The sequence below is a fragment of the Candidatus Dadabacteria bacterium genome, from assembly GCA_026708565.1.
GTDB lineage: Bacteria > Desulfobacterota_D > UBA1144 > Nemesobacterales > Mycalebacteriaceae > Mycalebacterium.
On record JAPOUR010000002.1, the window covers coordinates 87952 to 114825 of the forward strand.

The window sequence follows — 26874 nt, forward strand, 5'->3', positions numbered from 1 at the left end:
CAATACCCGCCTTTCTGTTTTTTCTCGCTCTTTTTCCGGCAATGCCCGCGCCCGCCTTTGCGGACGCCGTGCCTTTGGAGGCCGAATCCCTCAACTCAGCCCGCGCCGCTCTTTCCGGCGGCGATGCGGAGGACGCCCTCCGCATTCTGGACTCTCTTGACCCCGGCGGGGTTGCTGACCGCAGAACCTTTGATTTTGTGCGCGGTCTTGTCCTCATGGAACTTGGCCGCCCGAAGGAGGCGGTTGACTCCTTCAAATCGGTGGTCAACCGCGAGCCGTGGCTGCTCCGCCCGCGTCTGGAACTTGCCCGCGCCTATTTTGCCTCTGGCGATTACCCGAACGCCAAAAATCAGTTTGAGGCCGTTCTCTCCGAAGACATTCCCCCGGCGGTGCGCGGAAACATAGAAAAATTTCTGTCGCTGATGAAAGAGCGGCGTTCGTGGACTGTGGACTTTGCAATAGGGGTTGCCGAAGACAGCAATATAAACGAGTCCACTTCCCTGCAAACCGTTGTCATCGGCGGGTTGCCCTTCCGGCTGAGCGATGATTCCCGCGAGACCGGCGGCAGGGGGGTGAACTTTTTTCTCGGCGGCTCATGGCGGACGGGTTTCGGGGGGCTTGGCGGCGGAGACACCCTTGGCGTTTCGGCGCGGCTGTGGGTCAAGGATTACGGGGGCGAGAGTTTTGACCAGCACACGTTTGAGGTTTTTCCGAACTATGTAAAGAGTCTTGGCGGCGGGGAGGTTGCCGCCGGTCCCGTATTCTGGCGCAGTCTGCTTGCGGGGCGTTTATACGAGCAGTCAATCGGGGGCAGGGTGGAAGGCAATCTGCCGCTCTCCCCGGTCTGGCGGCTGTCCGCCGGGGCGGAGGTCATAAATCACGAGTTCCCGCGCAATTCCCTTCAGGACGGCAACAGCGCGGGGGCAAGATTTTCCCTTACCCGTTTGTTTGGCATTCGCACTGCCTCAACTCTTCTTGCCGCCGCGGTCTTACGCCGCGCCGGGGCGGGGCATCTTGAATACGATGAGTTTTCCGCCGGAAAGGGTTTTTACCGCGAAATGCCCATGGGATTCACCGTCTCCCTGAGGGCAGACGCCGCGAGGCGCGTTTACAGGGAGGCGGACCCCTTTTTCGGAGACCGCCGCGAGTGGACGGGGTATTTTTCGGCGAGCATGGCAAACAGGCTGCTTTCATACCGGGGGTTTTATCCGAGGGTGACGGTCATCCATACGAGGCGCGATTCATCGGCGGACTTTTACGACTACACGAGAACGCGCTTTGTTTTTGATATAACGCGGAGGTTTTGAAAGGGTTGATTTGCTGGTATCCTGATTATTGTCATGACAATGCGTTTGAAAGACTTCACAGCAAAGAGTTTTCCGGGTCGCCTGACGCTGACGGCGCTGGCGGTTGCCGTTGTTCTTTCCCTTTCCGCCTGCGGAGGCGCGGGGAGCGGGGAAGGCGCGAGATTCGGGACGCCTCCCGAAACTCTTGTTCGCCCCGATATAGGAATTGGCGGCCACATCAAGCGTGTCGCGCCCGCTTTGCGTTAGGGGAGTGGCGCGACACGGGCGCGTGGCCGGGGTGTGATGGTTGGTTGTGCGGCGCGCAGTTTATCTGCGGGTTTTTGAGACTGCGGGAGGCTGTGCGGGGTTTGTGCTACACTAAAGCAAACAACATGTTGCTTGCTAGGGGAATAATGAATAGTAGATGTCTCAATAATCTTTGTAGTAAGGTAGATGAGTTGTGAGTCAAATCGAAGAAGTGACTATTACGAGCCTTGAAGACTACCTGTTAGAGGTAAAGAAACTTTACATGGAAGAGACGGAAAAAGCCGAAAGTGCACCTCGCTTTATTTATCGTGGACAAAAAAACGCGAGTTGGAAACTACAAAGCAGTGCTACTGTTAGGCTTCTTAATGAGAGCGAATTAGAATTCAAATACCCATTTCAGATTTCCTCCTTGTTTTTAGGCTATTTAGATCAGATGGTAGACGAAGTTCGCTTGACATATCCTAATATCTACAAAAATCTTGATCATTTGGAGATAATGGCACACTTGCAACATAATAGAGTGGCAACAGGATTGATAGATTTTACATACAGTTCCTTGGTGGCTTTGTGGTTTGCTTGCGAGGAAGACAATCAAAATGAAGAAGGTAAGTATAATGATGGGAAAGTGTTTTGCATGAATGTAAACTACAAGGATAGCAAGATAGAAGAGATTAGGACTAAAGACGAACTAAAAAAGGATGTAGAAAGTTTTTTTAAAAATGATGGTAGATGGTATATTTGGCAACCAGCAATTGGGAATCCGAATGTAGAGACTCAACGCCTAACTATGCAACAATCGGTATTTCTGTTTGGAATGCCGAGTGTTGAAGAAAAAATGTTAGCGAAAGTTTTTATTGTGCTCGCAGACAACAAGAGAAACATGCATCAAGAATTGGAATATATGGGAATTACTGAGAAAAACCTCTTTTCTGACTTGGCGGGATTTATAGAGAGGAATAGTAAAACAAAATACTACAATAAAAGACTGGGTGTCCACTACTATGACAAGAAACTCAAAAGAAAAAGAAGTTTTACCAATCTCTATCAAAGAGGAATGTTTTACCTTGCTTTAGAAGAATATAAAAAGGCAATTGAAGATTTCACCGAAGCGACTGGCCTTGTAGATGTTGAGAAATATCAGAAGAGTATTGCTTATGTAGGTAGCGGCTGGGCCAAGAGCCGATTAGATATGGTTGCAGAGGCAGTAATGGATTATACGGAAGCAATCAGGCTCAATTCCCAAAATGACGGAGCGTACACCAATCGCGGCTGGCTTCAGTATAAATTAGGAAAGCACGCAGAAGCAATAAACGATCTGAAAAAATCTCTTGAAATCAATTCCGGAAATTTGACTGCATCTAACATTCTTAAGAGAATAGAAGGAGAACTGAAAATCTAAAGGTTGCATTGATGACAGACTTTGTTTCAGACATCTTGTTTAGAGTTGCTTATTTGCAGAATGAGCCATTGTAGTGGTGATGAGCACACACAACTGACAAATTCCATGTACTATCCTCACCTCTTTAATGTAGGGGGATTATGTGGTGAACCTCTATGTGGTTTTATCCGTTTGGCTTAACGAAAAAGTTGGAATCTATGTATTAAAGTTGCCAAACCCATTTGACACTTTGGCAACTGTAATATATAGTGTTGTTATCTTGATGAAGGAGGTAATTCAGATGACAACATACGAATTACATAAACGCGCTCTTGGAGCGACCAGTTTAGTAGCCTCTTGTTTGGCAAAGACAAATGACCTTCGCCGTGTAGCTATTACCGAGAATGATCGGAGCAAGTCCGCCGAGATAGCGGGCGAACTTTCGGACTTGGCTGACACTCTCAAGAAGACAGCAAACGCGATTGCTGACAGGGCGGAATAAGCAATGCCAGAAAACAAGAGCGTTTACGGATTTTTGCGCCGGTTTCCCAACGAGGCGGCGGCGCGGGAGTTCTTTGAAAATCTGAAATGGGGAGACGAGCCGCATTGTCCGCATTGCGGTTGTTTTGAAGTGTCGGAAGTGAAGCATAAATCTATGCCTTATCGCTGTCGGGGTTGCCGGAGGTACTTCAGCGTCCGCACAGGGTCGGTTCTGGAGAGTAGCAAGGTCTCTCTCCACACATGGCTAATGGCGATGTATCTGGTTGCTGAGTCCAGCAAAGGGGTTTCTTCCGTCCAGTTGGCGAAATGGCTTGGCGTTCAGCAAAAGACCGCTTGGTTTATGGCTCATCGGATGAAGTATGGAGAGTTGACACAATGAAAACGGCAACGGCAAAAAAAGACCTGTTCAAAATAGACGCGCCTTTTGAGGATGTTGCGCGGGCTGTTGTGAACGCACCCCCGCCGAAGAAAAGCAAAACGGTTTTCAGCAAGGCACGCGACATTGTTTCCCCGTCCTTTGTCATTCCCAAAGGCGTTAAGACAAACGCTCCGAACGTAAATGACGGCCTCATCCTTCTTGCGGAGTTGCCCGCTGGAGTTGTGCCGGTTGTTGTCTTTGACCCTCAATATAGGGGCGTTCTGGATTATCAAGGGTTTGGTAATGAGGGAGACAAGCGGGGGCGCGCCCGTGCCGAACTCCCACAAATGGGAGAGGATACAATCACGGAGTTTATTCACGCAATCAGCCGGGTTCTCATTCCGTCTGGTCATCTCTTTTTGTGGGTTGACAAGTTTCATCTCTGTAACGGTATAGACCCCTGGATTTCCGGGACCGACCTGTTTACCGTTGATATGGTTGTCTGGCATAAGGAACGGCTCGGAATGGGCTACCGGACGCGCCGGACTTGCGAGAGTCTGGTCGTGATACAGAAAGCCCCGAAACGCGCTAAAGGTGTTTGGAAAATCCACAACATTCCCGATGTATGGTCGGAGGCGAAGGAAAACAGCGGACACACCCACCGCAAGCCCATAGGGTTACAATCGCGCCTGATTGAGGCCGTAACAAATGAGGGCGACTTTGTTGTTGACCCTGCCGCAGGCAGTTATTCTGTTCTCAAGTCCTGCCAAGAGGTAGGGCGAAACTTTATAGGTTGCGACATCGTTGGCACGGTTAAAAAAGGCAAAACCCGGACGGACTGACGGCGGATATACGCGCTTGTTCGGCGTTCCTGAACTTGGTGCGCTGATTTCGCAAGTTCATTCCACAAGCATATCGGCAGGAAGGGAACTTGAGAGTATCATCCTTGAGCGTTCCCGCACAATCTCTGACCTTGATGCCTTCCTTGCTCAAGACATCATTACTGCGGGCGTCTCTGTTGCCTCAAAAGAGGCAATCAAGCAATGCGAGACAATAGATTACCCCGGAGCAGAGCCGGACTTTATGATCTTCCGGCGCAAGGGAACAGCTCAGGAATGTCTTGTTCTTGAACTCAAAGACGGAGATGCTTTTGACACAAAGAAAGCCGCCGGGGAACGCGCAAACCTTCATAGGTTCATCCAGTATCTCGGAACGCGCATTCCTTGGACTGTTGACATGCGCTTTTGTTGCTTCAATCAGCCAGACAAAGACAAAATCCGCGCGGGGTTCAAAAACAAAATCAGCGAGGCCCAAGCAATGACCGGCTCTGAACTTTGCGGTCTTCTCAATCTTGACTACGCAGAAATCGTGAGAGAGCGGGAAAAAGACCAGCCAGAAAACCTTACTGTCTTTGTTGAAAAACTCCTAGGTATTGAGGCGGTCAAATCGGAGATTGTAAAGAGTGGCAACTTTAATACATGATTCCCAGTTTCGTAATCCAGTAACAATCTCTTATTCCCCCTCATCAATTCACATACTCAAACTGCGGATAAACAAAACTCCCCTTCATCCACACCGCCCATGTGGGGTCGGCTATCGGTTTCAGTCTGTGCAACGGATGCCCTTCGGGCGCGGTTATCTCTATCTTCGGGTCGCTTATAGCCCTTGTTGAGCCGAGATAGGGAATAGGGTGTTTCACCACCCTGCCGTTTTTCAGCCCGAAATAGTTCAAATGCCCGCTTTCAGGGTTTTTAAGCCTTCTGCTTTTCAACTTCGCCTCGGCCTTTATCAGCCGCTTGCCGCCTATTCTGAGGGACGCTTTCACCTTTCCGCCCCTTACATAAGCCGCCGTCCTGCCCGCCTCGGCGGGAATGCCCGCGCTCTCGGCAAACTTCCTCATCTTCGGTGAACTGTTGAAATAGTGGACGAAATACCTGCCCGGATAGCCGTTTTCCCTGTCCATTACATAGGAGTCATGCCCGTCTATCTCAATGGCAAGATATGTGAGATTGTAAGCCCCGAAGCCCGAAGTCTGCGTTTCCTCCGGCACGGTATACATGTTGATAAACACATGCCCGTTCGGATGCGGCTTGAGACCTCCGGGAAGAAGTTCCTCAAGGGCAACCGGGTCAGCCTTGTAGGCCGCCATGAACATCCACGCATCCTGAACAAGTTGCGGCGCCGGAAGAGGGTCGGGCGTTTTCCCCGCGCCCGCAATTGAAAGCGGAACGGCTACCGCCACCAGAACCGCTACAACAACTCTTTTCAAAAATCTCATGACACCGTCACCTCCCAGTGAAACAATACGGCGGAAAGCGTAATACACGGCGCGCGTCCTTGCAACCCCGTTTGAATTGCCCCGGTCGCTGGGCTATTCTTTTTCAGTGGCGAAAAAGCGCATAACAAAGGTTTACACAAAGACGGGAGACGGCGGGGAGACCTCGCTTGTCGGCGGCATGCGGGCTTCCAAAGACTCCGCCAGAGTAGCCGCCTACGGCGATGTGGACGAGTTGAACTCATCCATAGGCGCGGCGCGCTCCTTCTGCTCCGATGAAGAGATTCTTTCGGTGCTTTCGGAGATTCAGAACGACCTGTTTATTCTCGGCTCGGACCTGGCAAGCCCGCCCGGTGTGGACGCTCCCAGAATTGACGCCGCAAGAACGGAGAAACTGGAGGGATGGCTTGACCGTTTTCTTGAGACAATGGAGCCGCTGAAAGAGTTTATCCTTCCCGCGGGAACTCCGGCGGGGGCGGCCCTGCACCTTGCCCGCGCGGTGTGCAGGAGGGCGGAGAGAAGCGCGGTTTCACTGATGAAAAAGGAGAAAACCTCCCCCGATGCGGTCGTGTATCTCAACCGGCTGTCCGACCTGCTTTTTGTGCTTGCGCGCGCCTCAAACATCCGCGAAGGATTTGCCGAAGTTCCGGTTGACTTCGGCGCGAAACCTTGAAACAAAGCGAGAAAGAACGGAAATTAGCCATAGTCCACCCGGTGATAGACGCCTATATGGATTCTCTCGCCGGGGGCGCGGCGTTTCCGCCGGAGGACGAAACCGTTTCCGAAATGGAGAATCTGGCGCGGGAAAGGGACTTCCCCATAGTGGGGCGGCTTGCGGGCAGGTTTCTTTTTCAGCAGGCGCTGATGCTCGGCGCGCGCAGGGTTTTTGAACTGGGCTCCGGCTTCGGGTATTCGGCCTACTGGTTTGCCAAGGCGGCGGGTCCCGGCGGCTCGGTTGTATGCACGGACAGGTCGGAGGAAAACGCGGCTTCCGCCGCGGAGTTTATGAAGAAAAGCGGCCTTGAAAAGATCGTGTCCTTCCGCGCGGGCGACGCGCTGCAAATCCTGTCGGAAACGCGGGGAACTTTTGACATAATTTTTTGCGATGCGGACAAGGAAAGTTATCCCGAAATGTTTGCCGCCGCGCGGGGCAGGGTTCGCAAGGGGGGGCTTTTTATTGCGGACAACGCCTTCTGGGACGGCAGGGCCGCCCGCCCGGACGGCGCGCCCGATTCCGAGGCCGTTGCGCGGTTCAACAAACTGGTCGCCGCCGACCCGGATTTTATGACGGTTCAAGTTCCCATAAGAGACGGCCTCTCGGTGAGCCTGCGGCTTCGTTAACACCATGGCAACCGCGACACAGCAGCCGGACGGGCGCGCCAAACTGAAAAGTTTCTACCTCAGGGGCGCAAAGCGGATAGAGAAAAAACACCATTCCTTCGGGCCCGCAAACAGGTTTACGGCGGGCATAACGCTGGCGCGCGAAAGGGCCGCCCTTGCCGACTCTTTCATCAGGAAAGCGGCGGAGCTGCCGCCTTCCGCCCCGCGCGGGGTGGCGTTTGTCGCTCTGGGCGGATACGGCCGCGGAGACCTGTGCCCTTTTTCCGACATAGACCTTCTCGTTCTGCACGAGCCGGGGCTTGAAGAGGAGGCGGCGGTCGCCGCCGAGGGGGTGTTTCATCCCCTGTGGGACATGAAAATTGACCTCGGCCATGCGGTGAGAACCGTTGAAGACTGCGCGCTGCTCTGCAAAAAGGATTTCGTCACCTTCACCTCGCTTCTTGACTGCCGCTTTGTGGCGGGAGACCCGCGCCCGTATGAGGCGCTTGAGGCCGCCATTGCCAATGACCTTATGCCCGAACTGTCAAAGCGGTTCATAACGGAGAAGATAGCCGAGGCGGAAAAACGGAGGGAGAAGTTCGGAAGCTCGGTCTGGATGCTTGAGCCCAATGTGAAGGAGTCCGAAGGGGCGCAGAGAGACCTGAACACCATGCTGTGGATAGCGCAGGCAAAATACAAGGTCAAAAGTTTTGAAGACCTGCTTGCCAAGGGGGTCTTGAGCGAAAAAGAGTTCCGGGTGACGATGAAGTGCATGAGTTTTCTGCTTCTTGTGCGCTCGCACCTTCACTACCTTGCGGGCAGAAAGCAGGACAGGCTGGCGTTTGACTGCCAGAGCGATGTGGCGCGGTTTTTCGGCTATCAGGACTCCTCAATGAAGGCGGTTGAGAAGTTTATGAGGGTTTACTATCTCCGCGCGGGGCTTGTGAGCGAGCAGTTTCAGCGCACGCTTGAGAGGGTTGCGGCGAGTTACACGCCCGCCCGCAACACGGGAGCCCGCCATCTGGGGGGCGGGTTTACCGTGAGCGACGGCGTTTTGTCGGTTACGGGAAAGAACGTGTTCACAAAGACGCCGGAAAATCTGGTCAGGGCGTTTGAATACGCGGACAGGCACGGGGTTGAGATGAGCAGGTATCTGCGCGGCCTGATACGGGAGCGCGTCCCGCTTATGGACGAGGAGATGAGAAACAGCCCGGAGTTCAGCCGCATATTTACCGGCATTCTGAAAACCGGCAAAAACGTTTACAAAACCCTCTCCCTTATGAACCGCCTGCGGTTTCTCGCCCATTACATACCGGAATTCGGAAAGATAGTGTGCATGATGCGGCACAACGCCTACCACCTTTACACGGTGGACATCCATTCCCTGTTTCTTGTTGACGAGGTGGAGAAACTTTTCAACTACAGCCGCGAGCGGGAGTTTCCCCTGCTTACCAAGGTTGCCGAGTCCGTAATGTGCAGGGAGGTTTTATACCTCGCCTGCCTGTTTCACGACATCGGCAAGAGCGTCGTCGGCAAGGGGCACGAGCGCGCCGGGCGCGACATGGTGGGGAAGATTGCCCGCCGCCTCGGCCTCCCCCCGCGCGACCGCGACCTGCTGGAGTTCCTTGTGGAGAACCATCAGGTAATGTCGGATTTCTCCCAGAAGCAGGACATCAACGACACCGAACTGGTTTCAAACCTTGCCCGCCGGATAGGAGACGAGGAGCGGCTGTCTCTGCTTTACATCCTCACCTTCGCCGATTTAAGGTCGGTGGGCGGCGATGTGTGGAACAACTGGAAGGGGATGCTGCTCAAAAACCTTTATTTCTCCCTGCTCAGGGTGTTTGAGTCCGGCAGGGTGGAGCGCTCCCCCTCCGCCGGGGCAAGAAAGAAGACGGTGTGCGCCGAGATAGAACGCCTGTCCGGCGGAAAGGTCTCCGCCGGACAGGCGGCGGAAGCGATAGGCAAAATGCCCCCGTCCTACCTGTTCAACCACTCGCCCGCCAGTATGGCAAAGCATCTGGAGATAATGGGAGCGCACCGGGGCGGCGTGTCAACGGGGGTGGTTCACCACGAGACCGAGGGTTATGACGAGTTTGTTTTCTGGGGAAAAGACCGCAAGCGGCTGTTCCGCACTCTTTGCGGCGTGATGAGCGCGAACGGGTTTAACATACTGGACGCGCGGGCGGAAAACTCGCGCGAAGGCAATGTTCTGGACGTTATGTATGTCAGCAGGCCGGACGGCTCCGCCGTCGGCAGCCCGGAGTTGTGGGGCAAGGTTGAGGCCGACATAAAGAAAGCCCTTGCTGGAGCGCTTGACCTTGACGGCGAGATGAAAAAGCGGCGGCGGTTTGCCCTTGCGCAGAGAAAGACCGCCTCGTCCGCGCCTGCGGTCGTGTTTGACAACAGGTCTTCGGACAGGGCGACAATCGTTGAAGTGGTCGCGGACGACAGGGAGGGCGTACTCTACGACATTACAAGCGCGCTTGCGGAGGCGGGCGTCTCAATAACCTACGCGAAGGTGTCAACGCGTGCCGAGCAGGTTTTTGATGTTTTCTATGTGACGGGGCGCGGCGGGCGCAAGGTGGAAAGCCGGAGCGCTCTTGAGAAGATCAGGCGCTCCCTGCTTGCCCGTCTGGGGGAGGAGGGATGAGCGCGAAACCCTCGGACATTCTCGTCATAGGGAGCGGCCTTGCGGGGCTGTATGCGGCTTTCTGCGCGGCGGGGCGCGGGGCGCGGGTAACGGTTGTTACCCGGACCACTCTCAAGGAGAGCAATTCGTATTGGGCGCAGGGCGGAATTGCGGCGGCGGTTGACGCGGGCGACTCCACTTTTCTGCACAGGGATGACACCCTGAAGGCGGGTTGCGGCCTTTGCTCGGAGACGGCGGTTGAGGCGCTGGTGTGCGAGGGCAGGGAGAGGGTGATTGAGATGGCGGATTTCGGAATGGAGTTTGATGTTTCAGACCGGGGTTTTGACCTCGGCCTTGAGGGGGGCCATTCAAAGCGGCGGGTTCTGCATGCGGGCGGCGCGGCGACCGGCAGAAAAATGGTTGATTTTCTCATATCGTCCGTGTCGCGCTCGGAGAATGTAACGATTATGGAGCAGACCGGGGTGGAGGGGCTTATGTATGCGGGCGGCAGTTGCCTCGGCGCGTGGGTTGTTCGCGGCGGAGAGCGCGGCGCGGCGCGGGCTCGCTCCACCATACTTGCCACGGGAGGGGCGGCGGCGCTTTTTGCCCGGACGACCAACCCCCGGTCGGCGAGGGGGGACGGCATTTCCATGGCTTATGAGGCGGGCGCGGAGATAATGGACATGGAGTTTGTGCAGTTTCACCCTACGGCGTTTCACTCTCCCGGCGGCGGCGCGAGTTTTCTCATATCCGAAGCCCTGAGGGGGGAGGGGGGCCGCCTTGTGAACGCAAGCGGCGAAAAGTTTATGGAGGGGGCGCACCCCCTCGGAGACCTTGCTCCCAGAGATGCGGTTTCAAAGGCGATACATCTGGAGACGGGCCGGGGGCCCGTTTACCTTGATTTGACCGGGGTTGACCCCGCCGTCATAAAAAACAGGTTTGCAGACATTCGCCGCATGTGCCTTGACAGCGGCGTTGACTGCCTCACGCAGCCCATACCGGTTGCCCCGGCGGCTCACTACACCATCGGCGGCGTCCGCACGGGGCTTTTCGGCGAGACCAGCCTTAAAGGTCTGTTCTGCTGCGGCGAGACCGCATGCACGGGCGTCCACGGCGCAAACCGCCTTGCGAGCAACTCGCTTCTTGAGTGCCTTGTTTTTTCAAGAAGGTCGGCGCTGGGCGCGCTTGAAAACGGCGGCACGGGTAGCCTTGCCTCCCCTGAGTCCGCCGCTCCTCCCCCCCTTCCGCGCGAAGAGGCCGCCGGAGACGGGACGCTTGCCGAAAAAGCCTCGGATATGTTAGGCGTTGTCCGGAGCGGAGAGAAGATAAGGGAGTTTGTCTCCGTCCTTGAGGGTGTTCTTGACCGGACGGGCGGGCGGTCGCGCGCGGCGGGTCTTTATATGATGATGGCGCGCGCGGCGCTAATGAGGGAGGAGTCAAGGGGGGTTCACATACGGGAGGATTTCCCCGAGACCGACCCCGCGCTTTGCCGCCACAGTATTTTCAGTAAGAATGCGGGCGGGCTGGTTCCCGGCTGGGAGGACTTGTGAAGATTGAGAGAAAGCCGCCGGTTCTTGACCGGGAAAAGGTTGACGCCCTCATAGAGGCGGCCGTCCGGGAGGACATTGGCGGCGGGGACGTTACCACGGAGTTGTTGTTTGAAACCGATGTTGAGTGCGGCGCGGCGGTGCGCTCAAAGCAGCGCGGCATTCTTGCGGGTCTCGGTGTGGCAAAGACCGTTTTTGAGAAACTGGACAAAAACCTTGCCTGGCGGTCGCGTGTGAAAGACGGGGACGCGCTGGAGGCCGGTGATGAAATCGTTTTCATAACCGGCTCACAGAGGCACATACTTTCGGGCGAGAGGCTCGCGCTCAACATCCTTCAGCGCATGAGCGGAATAGCCACTTTCACCTCCCGTTTTGTTGAGGCGGTGCGGGGAACAGGCGTAAGAATAATGGACACCCGCAAGACGGCTCCGGGTTTGAGGGAACTTGAAAAATACGCCGTCCGCATGGGCGGCGGCGAAAACCACCGGTTCGGGCTTTATGACGGCATACTGATAAAAGACAACCATATTAAACTTGCCGGAGGGGTCGCCGGGGCTGTGTCAAAAGCGCGGCGGAGGGCGGAAGAGGCGGAGGAGAATTATGTTCGTTTCCCGCTTGAGGTGGAGGCGAAGGAACTCTCTCAGGTTACCGAGGCCGTTGCCGCCGGGGCGGATATTGTTATGCTGGACAATATGAGCGCGGAGCAGATGAAAGAGGCGGTCGCCCTTGCGAAGGGGAAGGTTCTGCTTGAGGCGTCGGGCGGGGTTACGCTTGAAAATGTGAGAGAGGTTGCTGAAACCGGCGTTGATATTATATCGGTCGGGGCGCTCACACATTCCGCGCCCGCGCTGGATATCAGTTTGGATATGGTTTGAAGGCGGCTCCGCCCCCCGTTTGTGTGCTATAGTCAAATTGCAATGGTTCGCAAAACATCGGCAAAATCAGAAACAGTTTTGATTACAGGCGGGGGCGGGCTTTTGGGAACCGCAACGCGAAGGGCTTTTGAAAACATCAACTGGCCGGTGAAGACTCTTGACCTGCGCCCGTGCGACCTTGACGGGCATCCCGTGGATTGTATGAGTGACATAACCTCTAATGACCTTAATGCTTTGCTGAAAGGGGTTGCCGGAGTTGTTCACTTTGCCGCAGTGTCAAGGGTGTGTGATGCCGAGAGAAACCCTGAGGTATGTAGCCATGTCAATCTGTATGGCGTTTTGCGGTTGCTCAGGGCAGTGGCCGCGTCGGGTTGTCGGTGGTTTATTTTTGGCAGTAGCCGCGAGGTGTATGGAGAGCCCTCATTTTTTCCTGTTTGTGAAACGGCGGCATTAAGTCCGATAAACCACTACGGGCGGATAAAAGCGGAGGGGGAGCGTCTGGTAACGGAGTATTGTCGTAAAGACGGAGTGACTCATTCGGTTCTCAGATTCTCAAATGTTTACGGCCACCCCGGCGACCACCCCACCAGACTGCTCAACTCCTTTATCCGCAACGCCTTGGGCGGCAAGCCTCTGGAGATTCACGGTGGCGGGCAGGTGTTTGATTTTACCCATGTAGAGGATGCGGCAAACGCTGTTGTCATGACCGCAAAACATCTTCACGGCGGTGGGGCTTCACTTCCGCCAATGCATGTTCTGCCGGGGGAGCCGACCGGCATAGAGGACCTTGCGGAACTTGTGCGGAAAACAGCGGGCGGCAACTCCGGCATTGTCTACGGGCGGGGCAGAGATTATGATGTCAGTCGCTTTTATGGCGACCCCTCGCTTATAAGGGAAAAACTGGGATTCTCCTGCAAAATCTTCATAGCGGAAGGGGTTAAGCTTGCCGTAAGAAGTTTTGAAAGGTGTTCGGGGTAAAGGATGAAAGCACTGCTGGTAATACACGGCTATCCGAGGCGCTACAATGCGGGCTCAGAGGTTTACACCCAGACGCTGGCGCATGCCTTGAGTGACAAGGGTTGCGAGGTGGAGGTATTTGCAAGACAGGAAGACCCCTTTCTGCCAGACTATACACTGCAAACGGAAACAGACCCTGTCAGAGATAACATTCCGGTTCACTTGGTCAACCACGCGCGGTCAAACTCGCGCTTTCAGAACCATCACATTGACAAGGTGTTTGAGCGCGTCATTCATTCCGCCTCGCCGGATATTGTTCATTTCGGGCATCTTAACCATCTTTCCATGGGGTTGCCCTTGGTCGCGAAATCATGCGGGTTGCCAGTGGTTTTCACCCTACATGATTTCTGGCTTATGTGTCCGCGCGGGCAGTTTCTGCAATGCGGACTTTCCAGCGGCGAGCCATGGAGTATCTGCGACGGTCAGGAAAACCGGAAGTGCGCCACGCAGTGCTACAACCGTTTCATTGAGGGCGTCCGCCCTGATGAGGAAACGCGTTACTGGGAGCGGTGGATTGGCAACAGAATGGAACAGGCCCATCGCACATGCGACAACGTGGACCTGTTCATCGCGCCGTCCCGTCATCTTATGTGCAGATATGTGAATGAGTTCGGCCTTGAAGAGGAAAAAACGGTTTTTACGGACTACGGCTTTGATCGTGACCGCTACAAAGGGCGCCAACGCGAATGTGAAAAAGATTTTGTTTTCGGGTTCATCGGACGCCACTCTCCGTCAAAGGGAATTCACCTTCTTATAGAGGCATTCTCCGGTATTCCGGGCGGAGCCCGCTTGCGCATCTGGGGAAGGGCCGAAGGACAACTGACCGCTTCGCTGAAGCACCAAGCCGCAGATTACCCGAATACCGCATCGCGCATAGAGTGGATGTCCGAATACCGCAATGAGGATATTGTCAGGGATGTTTTCAACCGTTGCGACTGTATTGTTGTTCCGTCAATATGGGATGAAAACTCACCCCTCGTGATTCATGAAGCCCAGCAATGCCGCGTGCCGGTTATTACCGCAAGCCACGGGGGGATGGGCGAATATGTCAAAAACGGGGAGAACGGCCTGACTTTCAGACACCGCGACTCGGACGACCTACGCACGGCGATGCGCGCGGCAGTGGCAGACCCGGTTTCGCTCAAACGCATGGGAAAGCGCGGCTACCTGTTTTCCGATGACGGTCAAATTCCCTGCGCTCGGCGGCATGCGGATGAAGTTTTGCGACACTACGGGCGCTTGACACAAGGCGCGTCTCAATCCGGGCGGGAGGCAAGCAGTTGACCGGCGGCATGGGGGATTTGAAGTGCCTCGCCTCGCCTTGGCGCATAACCTTTGACACCAACCCGGATGACTGCAACCTTGGTTGCGTCATGTGTGAAGAGCATTCCGCATACAGCCCGCGGAAACAGGCGCGCGCAAGCGGAAGGGTTCCGCGCCGACGCATGTCCATTGAGACAGTTGAGCGTGTCATTGAGGAGTGCGCGCCAGCGGGGCTGAGAGAAATTATTCCCTCCACAATGGGCGAGCCACTGATGTATAAGCACATGCCGCGCATTATTGATTTGTGCCGGAAGCATGGTGTAAAAATGAACCTGACCACCAACGGCACCTTTCCCGGACTTGGCGCGCAAAGGTGGGCGGAACTTATTGTCCCTATAGGGTCTGATGTGAAGATCAGTTGGAACGGAGCGGACGCGCAATCTCAAAGCATCGTCATGGTCGGCAATAATTTTGAAAAAAATCTTGAAAATCTCAGAACCTTTGTGCGGACGCGCGACAGGCATGCGGCGGGCGGCGGAAACTACTGTTCCGTAACTCTGCAAATGACCTTTATGGAAATGAACCTTCCTCAGGTTCCGCAGGTTGTGGAACTGGCTGTTGCGGAAGGCGTTGACAGGGTGAAGGGACACCATCTCTGGGCGCATTTCAGGGAGATTGCCGGTCAGGACTTGCGCCGCAACAGTGATTCCATCACGCGCTGGAATACAATTGCTCGGCAGTGCCGCCGTATTGCCGAAGAAAGGCGGCTACCGAACGGCAAGCGTATTCGCTTGGAAAATATCTATGAGATTGACCCCGGTCATGGCGGCGAGTTGCACCCGGACGCCCGATGCCCTTTTCTCGGTCAGGAGGCATGGGTGAACCATGCGGGGCGTTTCGACCCTTGTTGCGCGCCCGATACATTGCGCCGCACGTTGGGTGATTTTGGCAATGTGTCTGGCAAGGGGCTGTTGCCTATATGGAACAGCCCGGAATACAAAGACCTAATTAAAGATTACATGCGGCACGAGGTTTGTCGGAAGTGCAACATGCGCAAACCGCCGCTGGAGTTCGCATAGGTTTGAAAGAGGAAGCGCAAATTATCGGCGGCAAAAACGCCTTCGACCACATTGGAAAAGCGATGGATGTAATCCCGCCTGATGCCTTGGCGGCGGCGGTGATGCGCCACGCCGAGAGGGGTAAAATACCTGAGGGAGAGCACGGCAATGACGTGTTGTTGACGGCACGGGGCGAGCGCGATGCCGTAGAGGCGGGAAAAATAATGCGGGGTGGAATCTCCCGGATACTGCACAGCCCGGTGCCGCGCTGTCGGCAAACGGCGGACGGTTTGCGGAGAGGCGGCGGTTCGGGGAGTGTCCCTGAAGAATGGTTGGGATTGCGGTGTGATATCTATGTTTCAAACTTTGAGGTGGCGGAAACCACCCTGTCCCGTCTGGTATCGGAAAAAGATTTTTACGACCATTTCATCAAACGCATGTCGGAGTGCGGCGATAAAATTCCGTATCCGGGTTTTAGCCCTCCGTTTTCCGCAACAGTGGAACTTATGAAAGGCATTATTGGCTCTCGAAGGCGCGGGCTGTGCGTCGGCATCACTCACGACTGGCTTGTTAATGTTGCCGTTTCATACGCAACGGGAAGGATTGTCAGCCGGGCTGATGACAGTTATGCGAATTATCTGGACGCGCTGTTTATTTGGAAAGCCGATTCTTGCTGGATGTATTATCACAAGGGAAGAATCAGGAAATGTCCGATTTCCTTTACTTCCTTCATAGAGCGGCAATGATAATGGAGAACAGTTCTGTGGGCCGCTATTGAAATTCAAATGAATTCTGAGCAGTGGAAAAACACCGCGCCCGCGCCTGAGGGCACTCATCACTTGAAAGTCCTCGGTGGTGAAGCCCTGTATCCGGCAAGATACGACAAGGTTTTGCCGTTTCGCGCCCCCGGGCTTGCAGCGGCGCAACTGGGCGCCGGTGGGTTTCACATCCTGCCAGACGGCAACCCGGCATACTCGGAGCGTTTCACTCGCGCCTTTAATTTCTATGAGGGTCTGGCGGCGGTCATGCTCCAGCGCGAGTGGTTTCACATACATCCGGACGGAGGCAGCGCATACGGGGGAACATGGAACTGGTGCGGCAATTTTCAGCGGCAACGCTGTCCGGTCAGAGATGCGCGGGGACGCTATTACCACATACGCAAAAATGGCGAACCGCTTCCGGGCGGCCCGCATCTCTATGCGGGTGATTTCAGGGAGTGTGTTGCTGTGGTTCGCTCTCCGGACGGCTTGTGTCGGCACGTTGATTCGGAGGGCAGGTTTGTTAATACGGGTGCATTTTTTGACCTGGATGTTCCTCACAAAGGATATGCGTGCGCCCGTGACGCGGGCGGCTGGTTTCATATAGACAAAGACGGAAATGATGCTTCGGGCGGTCACCGTTACCGGTATCTTGAGCCTTTCTACAACGGACAGGCGCTTGCCAGAAAGCAGGATGGCGAGATGGTTGTTATAGACGAGAGCGGAGAAATCCGCATTTTTATAGGCGGGTAGAAATCAGCCGGGTTGCATGAAGTCAGCGTGTCATTCCGGAAACCTCTGGCAATGCGACTTGGCGTAAGGCTCGGACTTCCGCCCCCCGTTTCTATGCTATAATCAAAACCGCAATGGCTGGTGAAACGGCGGAGACTGCGCGGCGTATAGAATCTCTCAAAAGAGACAAGAACGCCGTTATTCTGGCGCACAACTACCAGATTCCAGAAGTGCAGGACGTGGCGGACTATGTCGGAGACTCGCTCGGCCTCTCTCAACTGGCGGCGCGCACCGACGCCGACATCATAGTTTTCTGCGGCGTCCACTTCATGGCGGAAACGGCAAGCATCATCTCGCCGGAAAAAAAGGTTTTAATCCCAGACACAGCGGCGGGCTGCTCGCTGTCCGACACCATCACCGCCGACCAGTTGAGAGAATGGAAGGACGAACATCCGGGCGCGGTGGTGGTTTCATACGTGAACACATCGGCGGAGGTGAAGTCTGAAAGCGACTACTGCGTTACCTCCTCAAACGCCGTCCGGGTGGTGGAATCAATCCCCCCGGACAGAAAAATACTGTTTCTGCCGGACATATTTCTGGGGTCATACGTTGCCAAGGTTACGGGCAGGGAAATGGAGATCTGGCCCGGCGAGTGCCATGTTCACACCGGCATTAAAGTCGGCGACATCAAACGCGCAAAAGACGAGCATCCGGGCGCGGAAGTGGTGGTTCATCCCGAATGCGGCTGCACAACCCACTACCTCTACCACGGCGCGGGGAAGGGCGATGTCAGGTTTCTCTCAACCTCCGGAATGACGGAGCGCGCCCGCAGCGGCGGAGACGAGTTCATTGTCGCCACCGAAACGGGAATGCTTCACCGCCTCAGAAAAGACAACCCCGGCAAAAAGTTTTTTCCGGCAAGCGCCGAAGCCGTTTGCGAGTATATGAAAATGATAACCCTTGACAAGGTTCTGCGCTCCCTTGAGGAGGAAATCTTTGAGGTGAAAGTTCCCGAAGAACTGGCGCAGAGGGCAAAGAAGCCCATAGACAGAATGCTCGGAGTTCCCACGGGCTGAATTATTCAGCCGCCTCTCTCGCTCCCACTTCCCTGTCAAGCATAAGCAGGGCGGCGGGGTTGTCTCCCGCCATTTTCAGACTGTCCAGAATGTCTGTGGCGGTTTTCTCCTCTTCAACCTGCTCCTCTATAAACCACTCAAGCATCACGGCGGTCGCAGAATCCTTCTCGGCAACCGCAAGCCGGTGAAGGTCATGTATCATCTGCGTTACCTTGCGCTCGTGTTTGAGGGCCTCCTCAAACATCTTTGCGGGGCCGCCGAAAGACGATTTGGGCTTGGCTATCGCCCCCAGTTCCACACGCCCGCCCCTGTCAAGAACAAAGTCAAACAGTTTCATCGCGTGGGCGGTTTCCTCCTCGCTCTGTTTCCTCATCCACCTGCCGAAGCCCGGAAAGCCTCCGGCTTCGCAGTCGGCAGCCATGGACAGATACAGGTATGAGGCGTAAAACTCGGCGTTTACCTGCTTGTTTACGGCGGTCTGAAGCTTTTTTCCTATGGTCATATCCCTGTTTTCCTCCCGGTTCACTCATTATAAGGGCGCGCGGGGCGGCTTTCAACTTGAGAATTTTTCCCCCGCCCAGTTGATAAGCGTTGCGGCGTGCTTATATAATGTTATGTGAATGGTCAAACGAGGCGCGCCGCGCCAGGGAGAGTTCTCAAATCATGAGCTCCGAAAAAATCTCCAAAGACATGCCGATGCTTCCCCTGAGGGATGTCGTTATGTTTCCGCACATGGTCGCCCCCCTGTTTGTGGGGCGCGCGCGCTCAATCAAGGCGATTGAAGAGGCCGAGAATGCCGACAAGGAAATCTTCCTGTGCACCCAGATGGACGCGAGTGAAAACGAGCCCAAAACTGAAGACATTTACTCCACGGGCGTCATAGGCACGGTCGCCCAGATGCTCCGCCTGCCGGACGGAACGGTGAAGGTTCTGGTTGAGGGCAAAAAGAGGGGGCGCATAGAGCAATACATTGAGACATCGGACTTCTACAAGGTCAGGGTGTCGGTCATTGAAGAGTCGCGGGGCGCAGAAAGCGTTGAGGGGGACGCGCTCAGAAGGTCGGTTCTCAAGGCGTTTGAGGGCTACATAAAACTCAACAGAAAAATACCGGGCGAGGTCTTCTCAACCGTTTCGGCAATTGAAGACATGGGACGCCTTTCGGATACGGTGGCCTCCCACCTGAACCTCAAAATTACCGACAAGCAGGAACTGCTTGAGACCGGAGACCCCGAAGAGAGGATGAAAAAACTGCACGAGAAGATGCAGGAAGAGGTGGAGATTCTTGAGATAGAAAAGAGGATAGGCAAGCGGGTGCGCAGGCAGATGGAGAAATCCCAGAGGGAGTACTATCTGACCGAGCAGATGAAGGCGATACAGAAGGAACTCGGCGAAAAGGACGACATGAAGTCCGATGTTCAGGAGATTGAGGCGAAACTCAAGGACAAGGGGCTTCCCAAAGAGGTTGAGGAGAGGGTCAAAAAGGAACTGAAAAAACTCAAGATGATGCCTTCAATGTCCGCCGAGGCAACCGTTGTCAGAAACTATGTTGACTGGATAATGGACCTCCCGTGGACCAAGGAGCACACCAAAGACCGCCTGGACATAAAAGAGGCGAGGAGCATACTTGAAGAAGACCACTACGGCCTCAGAGACCCCAAGGACAGAATTCTTGAATACCTTTCGGTGCGGACGCTCACCGAGAAGATTCGCGGCCCCATACTTTGCTTTGTGGGTCCTCCGGGGGTGGGAAAAACCTCCCTTGCCAAGTCCATAGCCCGCTCAATGGGGAGGAAGTTCGTCCGTGTCTCCCTTGGCGGGGTGCGGGACGAGTCCGAGATTCGCGGCCACAGGAGAACCTACATAGGCGCGCTTCCCGGAAAAATCATTCAGGGAATGAAAAAGGCGGGCACAATCAACCCTGTGTTCCTGCTTGACGAGATAGACAAACTGGGGATGGACTTCCGGGGCGACCCGGCGTCCGCCCTGCTTGAGTGCCTTGACCCGGAGCAGAACTCCAACTTCAACGACCACTACATAGAGGCGGATTACGACCTGTCCAAAGTTCTGTTCATAGCCACGGCGAACATCACTCACACCATTCCGTGGGCGCTTCAGGACAGGATGGAGATCATCCGCATACCGGGCTACACCGAGGATGAGAAACTGCACATCGCCAAAAAGTTTCTGCTCGGCAAGCAGACAAAAGAGCACGGGCTGGAGGATTCCCTGACGGGTGTCGCCGACACCGCGCTTCTTGAGATAATCCGCCGCTACACGCGGGAGGCCGGGGTGCGCACGCTTGAGCGCGAGATAGCCAAACTTTGCAGAAAGGTGGCAAGGAAGGTCGCCGAGACCGAAGGCGGCAAGTCCCGCTCCAAAGTCAGGGTAACGGCAAAGAACATCGGCGGCTATCTGGGCGTTCCCAAGTTCAAGCACGGCGAGATAGAAGAAGATGACCAGATAGGGGCGGTAACCGGCCTTGCGTGGACCGAGGTGGGCGGCGAGTTGCTCACCATAGAGGTTACGATAGTTCCCGGAAAGGGGGGGTTCACGGTTACGGGAGTCAAGCCGGAGGGCGAAAACGTGATGAAGGAATCCGCCCGCGCGGCCATGAGTTACGTGCGCTCGCGCGGCGCGCAGCTGGGGCTGGACAGGGATTTCTACCAGATGGTTGACATACACATTCACGCCCCGGAGGGCGCGACCCCCAAGGACGGCCCCTCCGCCGGGATAGCGATTGTTACCGCCATTGTGTCCGCCCTGCTCAAAAAACCGGTCAGGCGCGACATTGCGATGACCGGCGAGATAACGCTTCGCGGGCGGGTGCTGCCCATAGGCGGGCTGAAGGAGAAAATCCTTGCCGCCCAGCGCGGAAAGGTCAAAACCGTGCTTCTCCCGCAGGAGAATGAGAAAGACCTTGAGGACGTTCCCGCGGAGGTTAAGAAAGGTGTTGAGATTAAACTTGTTGAGCACATGGACAAGGTTCTTGAGGAGGCAATAATTTCCGATGAGCCGTTGCTCAAGAGTTTTGTCTCCCCGTTTGAAGCCAAGGGGGCCATCGGGGTTTCCGGGACGAAAATGAACTGATGAAAGCGGTGGTTTACAACAAACCGGGCGATGTGAGCGTTGAAAATGTCGCCGACCCCGCCATAAAAGACGGGCGCGATGCGATAGTGCGTGTTACAAAGAGCGCCGTTTGCGGCTCAGACCTTCATTTCTACAGGGGGGTTGTCCCCATGGATGAGGGTTTTGTCGTGGGGCATGAGTTCATGGGCGTTGTTGAAGACGCCGGAAAGGACGCAAGGGGGCTGAAAAAGGGCGACAGGGTTGTGGCTCCGTTCTGGGTCAGTTGCGGGGGTTGCGCAAACTGCCACAACCATTTTCCGACTTCATGCACGGGGGGCGGCGGTTGCTTTGGTTTCGGCGAGGCGTTCGGGGGATACGGCGGCGGGCAGGCGGAGTTTGTCCGGGTGGCGCTTGCCGACACCACGCTTGAGAAAGTTCCCGAAAGTGTTGAGGACGAGAAACTTCTTTTTCTCGGTGATGTTTTCTCAACGGCGTATTTCTGCGCCGAGTGGGCGGACATCAAACCCGGCGGTGTGGTGGTGGTTTTCGGAGACGGCCCCCTCGGGCTTCTTGCGACCGCTTCGGCGCGGCTTTTCAGTCCTTCAAAGGTGATAACTGTCGGCCACCATGATTACCGGCTGGGCATGGCAAAGAGCGCGGGGGCGGATTTTGTCATCAACTCTTCAAATGAAGACCCGGCGGAGAGGGTTATGGAGATTACCGGCGGCCTCGGCGCAGACTCCGCGTGCGAGTGCATCGGTTCGGAGTCCGCTCTTCTTGAAACCTTCAAGGTTGTCCGTCCGGGCGGCGTAATATCGTTTATCGGTCTGTTTCTTGAGCCTGTGGCAATACCGATGCTTGATTTTTATCTTAAAAATTTCACTCTGCGCGGCGGGGTCTGCCCGGCGAAGAATTACATCTCAAAACTCCTTCCTCTCGTTGAGAGCGGGAGGGTTGACCCGTCTTTCATCATCTCCCACGACTTGCCGCTTTCCGACACTCCGAAGGGGTATGAACTTATGGACAAGAGGATGGAAAATGCGGTCAAGGTCGTTTTGACCCCCTGATGAGGGTGTTTTTCCGGAATAACTCCTGTTTTCCCGTTTTATGTATAATTTGGCGTTATGGAATACAAGGTTGTTTTACAGCATTCCGAAGAGGGATACAGCATTTCCTGCCCCGGTCTTCCGGGTTGCGTCTCACAGGGTGAAACGGAGGCGGAGGCGCTTGCAAACATACGCGAGGCGATTTGTGACTATCTGGCGGTTGTGGATGAGAATTGTAAAGGGAAATACATCCGCAAAGTTGAAGTCGCCGTTTAGCAATGCCGAAACCCACTGGGACGAATTCATAAGGGAAGTGCCGCTGGACAGATAGGGGAAAATCCGGGGCAGAGACTTCCCATACCTGACCAAATGGGGTAACTTTCAAGTGAAAACGGCTGGAAGAATACTGGTTATGCGGCTTTCTGTAGCACTTTCAGGGTATTAGTAAAATGGCGATTTGGGTGGCAAGGGCTGGAAAACATGGGGGAGAAGAAGACCTCGCTCTTGAGCAAGGACGGGCGTTCATTGGTTGGACTCATCTCGGCGATTTGTCCGACATACATACACGAGAACAAATACGCGAACTCTTGGAGAAAAAATATCCAGATTGGAACTCCTATAAAGTGGGGAACCATACGGGGCAGATATTTAGGTTCATCAAGGAGATTCAAGTTGGTGATTTGCTCGCGTTACCCCTAAAAAAACGACCTACAATTGCGTTTGGAGAGGTTGTCGGTGACTATGAGTATATAGGTGGTAATCCCGAAAGTGCTCATCACAGTAGAAAAGTAAAATGGAAAAGTGAGCCAATTCCACGGAGTGCTTTTGATAAGGACCTTCTCTATGCCTTTGGCTCCCTATTAACTGTCTTTCGTGTGAACAAAAACAAGGAAGATAGAATAAAAGCGGTCATAGAGGGAAAGCCACAGCCAGAGGAAGAGACTGATAATACAGGGGATGAAGAGCAGGCACTTCCTGATTTGGCACAGTTGGCACATGATCAAGTCAGCGATTTTATCGGTTACAAATTCAAAAGTCATCGCATGGAAGATTTGGTTGCTGAAGTTTTGAAAGCTCAAGGTTTCGAAGTTCGCCCCAATCCGAGAAAGGGGTCCGATGGCGGTGTAGATATTCTGGCAGGACGAGGGTCAATGGGATTTGATGAACCTCGTCTTTGCGTTCAGGTGAAGTCAGGTGATACGCCGATTAACTCTACGACCTATAATGAATTGAAAGGTGTTATGCAGAAATTTGGTGCCACGCATGGGCTCTTGGTCTCATGGGGTGGTTTTAATCGCAATGTGGAGGAGGAAGCCAAGCGCGATTTTTTCAATATCCGCTTGTGGAATGCGGAAGATCTTGTCAATGAAATTCAGGATGTTTACTCTAACCTTCCAAAAGAGATTCAAGCCGAGCTACCTATGCAACAAATCTGGCTGTTGGTGGATGAGGATTGAATCTTCATGCTAGACTGTGAAATCAGTTTTGCAAGTTTAACCCCGACTACAAAATCCTTTTCTGCATTCCCGAAGGCGTTTCCATTCCCAGATGACTGTAGGCGAGCGGCGCGGCCTTTCTTCCCCTCGGGGTTTTTTCAAGCAACCCGCACCTGAGCAGAAACGGCTCATACACCTGCTCTATGGTGTCTCTGTCTTCGCTTACTGTGGCGGCGATGGTTTCCACGCCCACGGGGCCGCCGCCGAACTTGACGATGATGGCCTCAAGTATGGCGCGGTCAAGCCCGTCAAGGCCCATGGTGTCAATCTCAAGCATCTCAAGACAGGCGGTCGCCTCTTTCTCGCCGATGTTGCCGTCCGCCTTCACAAGGGCGTAGTCCCGCGCGCGGCGGAGAAGCCGGTTTGCCACCCTCGGCGTCCCCCGCGACCTCTCGGCTATGCGCGCGGCGGCGGCGGCGTCTATCTCAACGCCCATTATGCGCGCCGAACGCTTTATGATGGTCTCAATCTCCGCGCCTTCGTAATACTCCAGCCGCAACTCCATTCCAAAACGCGAATGAAGCGGGGAGGTCAGCAGCCCGGTTCTGGTGGTCGCCCCGATGAGCGTGAACGGCTCAAGGGTTATCTTCATTGAACGGGCGGACGGGCCCTCGCCCATGAGAAGGTCTATGCTGAAATCCTCCATTGCGGAGTAAAGATATTCCTCAACTATCCTGTTGGTGCGGTGGATTTCGTCTATGAAAAGAACATCCCCCGCGCCGAGGCCGGTCAGCATGGCGGCAAGGTCTCCCGTTCTCTCAAGCACGGGGCCCGATGTCTGGTGAAGCTCCGCCCCCAGTTCCGCCGCAACTATGCGGGCGAGAGTCGTTTTGCCAAGCCCCGGAGGGCCGCAGAGAAGAAGATGGTCCGCCGCCGCCTTTCTCTTTTTTGCCGCGCCGATGAAAACGGCCACTTTTTCCTTGCTCTTTTCCTGCCCCAGAAAATCACCCAGTTTCTCCGGGCGCAACCTCTCCTCGCCCGCCCTTTCAGACGCCTCGGCCTCCGGGCTAACCGCCCTGTTTTCCGTCTCCCCGCTCATTTCCTCATCACCCTGAGCGCGCTCTTTACCGCCTCCTCAAAACTCCCCGCCTCCTTCGCCTCCTCCTCAATCTCCCTTTGCGCGCCCCTTATCTCCGCGGCGGTAAAGCCGTAGTTTCTCAGGACGGAAAAAACGGCCTCGGCGTCATCACCGGTTTCGCCGGTCTGGGGGCCCGGAGGCGGCAGAACCTTGCCCTTGAGCTCGTTCATTAACGCCGCCGCCCTCTTCGGGCCGAGGCCGGTGATCTTTCTCCTGTCAAGGTCGCCCTTGCGCACGGCTTCGGCAAGCCGCTCCGCGGATATGCACGACAGAATCTTCAGCGCGGCCCGAGGCCCCACGCCTGAAACGCCGAGCAGTTTTTCAAAAATCTCCTTCTCATACCCGGATGAAAATCCGAACAGCTCAAGCGCGCCCTCCCTCGCGTTCACCGAAAGATGGGTGTGAATGTGAAGCACGGCCTCTTTGCCCTCGCCGGGCATTTCCTCAAACGCGCGGGCGGACGGCACAAACCCGTAGCCGACCCCGCCTGCTTCAATTACCGCCGAGCCGGGAGACTTTTTAACAACCTTTCCTTTCAGCAGGGAAATCATCGGGCGAGAAACGCCTCCTTTGCCTCCGTCCGGCGGAAAAACCCGGTATTTTCTCCGCCGCGTCCGCATTGTTGATGTGGCAAATTGCCACCGCTATGGCGTCCGACTCGTCCGGGGAGGCAAACTCGCGCTTTCCCGTCATAATGGAGACCATCTTTTTAACCTCGTCTTTTGTCGCCCGCCCGTTGCCCGTTACCGATTTTTTAACCCCCGTGGACGAGTATTCGTGCGCCTCTATGGAGGCCGTCCCGGCGGCGGCAAGCGCCGTTCCGCGCGCCTGCCCCAGATGGATGGCGGATTTGGAATTCTTCGCCATGAACACCTTTTCAATTGACATGCAGGAGGGGGAAAACGTCCGGATCTTCAGGGAGATGCCGACGCTTATCTCGCTTAAACGCTCCGACACCGGAAGCGAGCGTTTGGGGCGTATCGCGCCGCTTTCCACAACACGCAGCGTATTCCCGCTACGCTCCACAATCCCGTATCCGCACGAAAGCGAGCCGGGGTCAATCCCGATGACCCTCACTGCCCTTCGCTCAACTCTTCAAGCAGTTTGTCGTCAATGTCAAAATTGGCGTAAACATTCTGAACGTCATCGCTGTCTTCAAGGGTTTCCACGAGTTGAATCATCTTGTTCGCCTCCCTGCCCTCTATTCTGACGTTGTTTGTGGGGATCATGGTTACGGCGGCCGCCTCGTGTTTGAAGCCCGCCGCTTCAAGCGACTGTTTCACTTTTTCAAAACTGTCAACCGCCGTTATTACCGCCGACTCGCCGTCTTCCGACAGAACATCGTCCGCGCCCGCCTCTATTGCCGCGTCAAAAAGTTTTTCCGCGTCAACATCAGCCGGGAAGTCTATCCTTCCCTTCATTTCAAACATCCAGGAGACGCAGCCGTTCTCGCCGAGGCTTCCGCCGTGCTTGCTGAATATGTGCCTTATGTCCGAAACGGTGCGGTTTTTGTTGTCCGTGAGGGCGCGCACGTAAACCGCGCTTCCGCCGGGGCCGTAGCCTTCGTAGAAAATTTCCTGAAAGTCCGCCCCGTCCGTGCCGCCGGAGCCGCGTTTAATTGCGCGGTCAATGGTGTCGCCGGGCATGTTGTGGCTCTTTGCGAGCGCGACCGCAGTCCGGAGGCGCGGGTTTGCCTCGGTGTCCGCGCCGCCCTGCCGGGCGGCGACCGTCAGCTCGCGTATGACCTTTGTGAACACCTTGCCGCGCTTGGCGTCAACGGCGGCCTTTCTGTGCTTGATGTTTGCCCACTTTGAATGCCCTGCCATGGCGAAAATCTCCCGTGGC

Annotated in this window: 28 protein-coding genes; 22 read left to right on the forward strand and 6 right to left on the reverse strand. The window is 55.2% G+C overall.

Annotated features, from left to right (window positions below; translation table 11 throughout):
* Positions 1 to 41: 41 nt before the first annotated feature.
* The 7 genes from OXF42_00580 to OXF42_00610 all read left to right on the forward strand — a co-directional run bounded on the left by OXF42_00580 (position 42) and on the right by OXF42_00610 (position 5272).
* Positions 42 to 1307: a porin family protein gene (locus tag OXF42_00580; protein ID MCY4046597.1), complete on the forward strand. Its 1266-nt coding sequence runs from the start codon at positions 42 to 44 to the stop codon at positions 1305 to 1307.
* A 33-nt stretch (positions 1308 to 1340) separates the two neighbouring features.
* Complete coding sequence (locus OXF42_00585; GenBank protein MCY4046598.1) at positions 1341 to 1553, forward strand: hypothetical protein; 213 nt, start codon at positions 1341 to 1343, stop codon at positions 1551 to 1553.
* 193 nt (positions 1554 to 1746) lie between these two features.
* Positions 1747 to 2952, forward strand: a complete 1206-nt coding sequence (locus OXF42_00590; GenBank protein ID MCY4046599.1) for an FRG domain-containing protein — start codon at positions 1747 to 1749, stop codon at positions 2950 to 2952.
* A 280-nt stretch (positions 2953 to 3232) separates the two neighbouring features.
* Positions 3233 to 3433 (forward strand): hypothetical protein, encoded by a 201-nt coding sequence (locus OXF42_00595; GenBank protein MCY4046600.1) that lies wholly within the window; start codon positions 3233 to 3235, stop codon positions 3431 to 3433.
* A 3-nt stretch (positions 3434 to 3436) separates the two neighbouring features.
* Positions 3437 to 3811, forward strand: coding sequence for an IS1595 family transposase (locus OXF42_00600; GenBank protein ID MCY4046601.1), 375 nt, complete (start codon positions 3437 to 3439; stop codon positions 3809 to 3811).
* The gene (locus tag OXF42_00605) at positions 3808 to 4632 is read left to right on the forward strand and encodes a DNA methyltransferase (protein ID MCY4046602.1); all 825 of its coding nucleotides are present in this window, start codon (positions 3808 to 3810) and stop codon (positions 4630 to 4632) included. The genes OXF42_00600 and OXF42_00605 overlap by 4 nt, the downstream gene beginning before the upstream one ends.
* A 16-nt stretch (positions 4633 to 4648) precedes the next feature.
* Positions 4649 to 5272: a restriction endonuclease gene (locus OXF42_00610; protein MCY4046603.1), complete on the forward strand. Its 624-nt coding sequence runs from the start codon at positions 4649 to 4651 to the stop codon at positions 5270 to 5272.
* Between the two features lie 43 nt (positions 5273 to 5315).
* Here the strand turns inward: OXF42_00610 and OXF42_00615 are convergent, their stop codons facing one another.
* Positions 5316 to 6068, reverse strand: coding sequence for an acetoacetate decarboxylase family protein (locus OXF42_00615; GenBank protein MCY4046604.1), 753 nt, complete (start codon positions 6066 to 6068; stop codon positions 5316 to 5318).
* 106 nt (positions 6069 to 6174) lie between these two features.
* On the opposite strand from OXF42_00615, the gene OXF42_00620 reads away from it, so the two are divergent.
* From OXF42_00620 to nadA, 11 genes are all read left to right on the forward strand, one after another.
* Positions 6175 to 6738 carry a cob(I)yrinic acid a,c-diamide adenosyltransferase gene (locus tag OXF42_00620; protein MCY4046605.1) on the forward strand — a complete coding sequence of 188 codons (564 nt, stop codon included), beginning with the start codon at positions 6175 to 6177 and terminating at the stop codon, positions 6736 to 6738.
* Complete coding sequence (locus tag OXF42_00625) at positions 6735 to 7406, forward strand: O-methyltransferase (protein ID MCY4046606.1); 672 nt, start codon at positions 6735 to 6737, stop codon at positions 7404 to 7406. Before OXF42_00620 ends, OXF42_00625 begins: the two co-directional genes overlap by 4 nt.
* Positions 7407 to 7410: 4 nt before the next feature.
* The gene (glnD, locus tag OXF42_00630) at positions 7411 to 10038 is read left to right on the forward strand and encodes a [protein-PII] uridylyltransferase (GenBank protein ID MCY4046607.1); all 2628 of its coding nucleotides are present in this window, start codon (positions 7411 to 7413) and stop codon (positions 10036 to 10038) included.
* Positions 10035 to 11567, forward strand: coding sequence for an L-aspartate oxidase (gene nadB, locus OXF42_00635; GenBank protein ID MCY4046608.1), 1533 nt, complete (start codon positions 10035 to 10037; stop codon positions 11565 to 11567). The genes glnD and nadB overlap by 4 nt, the downstream gene beginning before the upstream one ends.
* Complete coding sequence (nadC, locus tag OXF42_00640; protein MCY4046609.1) at positions 11564 to 12439, forward strand: carboxylating nicotinate-nucleotide diphosphorylase; 876 nt, start codon at positions 11564 to 11566, stop codon at positions 12437 to 12439. The genes nadB and nadC overlap by 4 nt, the downstream gene beginning before the upstream one ends.
* 42 nt (positions 12440 to 12481) lie before the next feature.
* Positions 12482 to 13417, forward strand: coding sequence for an NAD-dependent epimerase/dehydratase family protein (locus OXF42_00645; protein ID MCY4046610.1), 936 nt, complete (start codon positions 12482 to 12484; stop codon positions 13415 to 13417).
* Positions 13418 to 13420: 3 nt separating this feature from the next.
* Entirely contained in the window at positions 13421 to 14740 is a 1320-nt protein-coding gene (locus tag OXF42_00650; GenBank protein MCY4046611.1) for a glycosyltransferase, read from the forward strand.
* Complete coding sequence (locus OXF42_00655; protein MCY4046612.1) at positions 14737 to 15798, forward strand: radical SAM protein; 1062 nt, start codon at positions 14737 to 14739, stop codon at positions 15796 to 15798. The genes OXF42_00650 and OXF42_00655 overlap by 4 nt, the downstream gene beginning before the upstream one ends.
* A gap of 2 nt (positions 15799 to 15800) precedes the next feature.
* Entirely contained in the window at positions 15801 to 16523 is a 723-nt protein-coding gene (locus tag OXF42_00660) for a histidine phosphatase family protein (protein MCY4046613.1), read from the forward strand.
* Positions 16524 to 16562: 39 nt separating this feature from the next.
* Positions 16563 to 17288 carry a methyltransferase gene (locus OXF42_00665; protein MCY4046614.1) on the forward strand — a complete coding sequence of 242 codons (726 nt, stop codon included), beginning with the start codon at positions 16563 to 16565 and terminating at the stop codon, positions 17286 to 17288.
* A gap of 98 nt (positions 17289 to 17386) precedes the next feature.
* Complete coding sequence (gene nadA / locus OXF42_00670) at positions 17387 to 18343, forward strand: quinolinate synthase NadA (protein ID MCY4046615.1); 957 nt, start codon at positions 17387 to 17389, stop codon at positions 18341 to 18343.
* A gap of 1 nt (position 18344) precedes the next feature.
* On the opposite strand, the gene OXF42_00675 is transcribed toward nadA, so the two are convergent.
* Complete coding sequence (locus tag OXF42_00675; protein MCY4046616.1) at positions 18345 to 18845, reverse strand: ferritin; 501 nt, start codon at positions 18843 to 18845, stop codon at positions 18345 to 18347.
* A 161-nt stretch (positions 18846 to 19006) separates the two neighbouring features.
* Here OXF42_00675 and lon point away from each other — a divergent pair, with 161 nt between their 5' ends.
* The 4 genes from lon to OXF42_00695 all read left to right on the forward strand — a co-directional run bounded on the left by lon (position 19007) and on the right by OXF42_00695 (position 23912).
* On the forward strand, positions 19007 to 21430 hold the full coding sequence (lon, locus tag OXF42_00680) for an endopeptidase La (protein ID MCY4046617.1): 2424 nt from the start codon (positions 19007 to 19009) through the stop codon (positions 21428 to 21430).
* Complete coding sequence (locus tag OXF42_00685; protein ID MCY4046618.1) at positions 21430 to 22476, forward strand: alcohol dehydrogenase catalytic domain-containing protein; 1047 nt, start codon at positions 21430 to 21432, stop codon at positions 22474 to 22476. The genes lon and OXF42_00685 overlap by 1 nt, the downstream gene beginning before the upstream one ends.
* Positions 22477 to 22533: 57 nt before the next feature.
* Positions 22534 to 22731 (forward strand): type II toxin-antitoxin system HicB family antitoxin, encoded by a 198-nt coding sequence (locus OXF42_00690; GenBank protein MCY4046619.1) that lies wholly within the window; start codon positions 22534 to 22536, stop codon positions 22729 to 22731.
* 173 nt (positions 22732 to 22904) lie between these two features.
* Positions 22905 to 23912 carry a restriction endonuclease gene (locus OXF42_00695; protein ID MCY4046620.1) on the forward strand — a complete coding sequence of 336 codons (1008 nt, stop codon included), beginning with the start codon at positions 22905 to 22907 and terminating at the stop codon, positions 23910 to 23912.
* 46 nt (positions 23913 to 23958) lie between these two features.
* Here OXF42_00695 and ruvB read toward each other — a convergent pair whose 3' ends face one another.
* From ruvB to OXF42_00715, 4 genes are read right to left on the reverse strand one after another with little or no spacing between them, the layout of a single operon-like run.
* Positions 23959 to 24990 carry a Holliday junction branch migration DNA helicase RuvB gene (gene ruvB, locus OXF42_00700; protein ID MCY4046621.1) on the reverse strand — a complete coding sequence of 344 codons (1032 nt, stop codon included), beginning with the start codon at positions 24988 to 24990 and terminating at the stop codon, positions 23959 to 23961.
* Positions 24987 to 25580, reverse strand: a complete 594-nt coding sequence (ruvA, locus tag OXF42_00705; protein MCY4046622.1) for a Holliday junction branch migration protein RuvA — start codon at positions 25578 to 25580, stop codon at positions 24987 to 24989. Before ruvA ends, ruvB begins: the two co-directional genes overlap by 4 nt.
* Positions 25549 to 26106 (reverse strand): crossover junction endodeoxyribonuclease RuvC, encoded by a 558-nt coding sequence (ruvC, locus tag OXF42_00710; GenBank protein MCY4046623.1) that lies wholly within the window; start codon positions 26104 to 26106, stop codon positions 25549 to 25551. The genes ruvA and ruvC overlap by 32 nt, the downstream gene beginning before the upstream one ends.
* Positions 26103 to 26855, reverse strand: a complete 753-nt coding sequence (locus tag OXF42_00715) for a YebC/PmpR family DNA-binding transcriptional regulator (protein MCY4046624.1) — start codon at positions 26853 to 26855, stop codon at positions 26103 to 26105. The genes ruvC and OXF42_00715 overlap by 4 nt, the downstream gene beginning before the upstream one ends.
* Positions 26856 to 26874 lie beyond the last annotated feature (19 nt).

Coding starts and splice junctions, on each gene's coding strand:
- OXF42_00675 (MCY4046616.1), bottom strand. CDS start 18,845: ATGACCATAGGAAAAAAGCTTCAGACCGCCGTAAACAAGCAGGTAAAC.
- OXF42_00690 (MCY4046619.1), top strand. CDS start 22,534: ATGGAATACAAGGTTGTTTTACAGCATTCCGAAGAGGGATACAGCATT.
- OXF42_00695 (MCY4046620.1), top strand. CDS start 22,905: ATGGCGATTTGGGTGGCAAGGGCTGGAAAACATGGGGGAGAAGAAGAC.
- OXF42_00580 (MCY4046597.1), top strand. CDS start 42: ATGCCCGCGCCCGCCTTTGCGGACGCCGTGCCTTTGGAGGCCGAATCC.
- OXF42_00605 (MCY4046602.1), top strand. CDS start 3,808: ATGAAAACGGCAACGGCAAAAAAAGACCTGTTCAAAATAGACGCGCCT.
- ruvB (MCY4046621.1), bottom strand. CDS start 24,990: ATGAGCGGGGAGACGGAAAACAGGGCGGTTAGCCCGGAGGCCGAGGCG.
- OXF42_00600 (MCY4046601.1), top strand. CDS start 3,437: ATGCCAGAAAACAAGAGCGTTTACGGATTTTTGCGCCGGTTTCCCAAC.
- lon (MCY4046617.1), top strand. CDS start 19,007: ATGAGCTCCGAAAAAATCTCCAAAGACATGCCGATGCTTCCCCTGAGG.
- glnD (MCY4046607.1), top strand. CDS start 7,411: ATGGCAACCGCGACACAGCAGCCGGACGGGCGCGCCAAACTGAAAAGT.
- OXF42_00585 (MCY4046598.1), top strand. CDS start 1,341: ATGACAATGCGTTTGAAAGACTTCACAGCAAAGAGTTTTCCGGGTCGC.
- OXF42_00615 (MCY4046604.1), bottom strand. CDS start 6,068: ATGAGATTTTTGAAAAGAGTTGTTGTAGCGGTTCTGGTGGCGGTAGCC.
- OXF42_00645 (MCY4046610.1), top strand. CDS start 12,482: ATGGTTCGCAAAACATCGGCAAAATCAGAAACAGTTTTGATTACAGGC.
- OXF42_00650 (MCY4046611.1), top strand. CDS start 13,421: ATGAAAGCACTGCTGGTAATACACGGCTATCCGAGGCGCTACAATGCG.
- ruvA (MCY4046622.1), bottom strand. CDS start 25,580: ATGATTTCCCTGCTGAAAGGAAAGGTTGTTAAAAAGTCTCCCGGCTCG.
- OXF42_00715 (MCY4046624.1), bottom strand. CDS start 26,855: ATGGCAGGGCATTCAAAGTGGGCAAACATCAAGCACAGAAAGGCCGCC.
- OXF42_00665 (MCY4046614.1), top strand. CDS start 16,563: ATGAATTCTGAGCAGTGGAAAAACACCGCGCCCGCGCCTGAGGGCACT.
- nadB (MCY4046608.1), top strand. CDS start 10,035: ATGAGCGCGAAACCCTCGGACATTCTCGTCATAGGGAGCGGCCTTGCG.
- OXF42_00685 (MCY4046618.1), top strand. CDS start 21,430: ATGAAAGCGGTGGTTTACAACAAACCGGGCGATGTGAGCGTTGAAAAT.
- OXF42_00595 (MCY4046600.1), top strand. CDS start 3,233: ATGACAACATACGAATTACATAAACGCGCTCTTGGAGCGACCAGTTTA.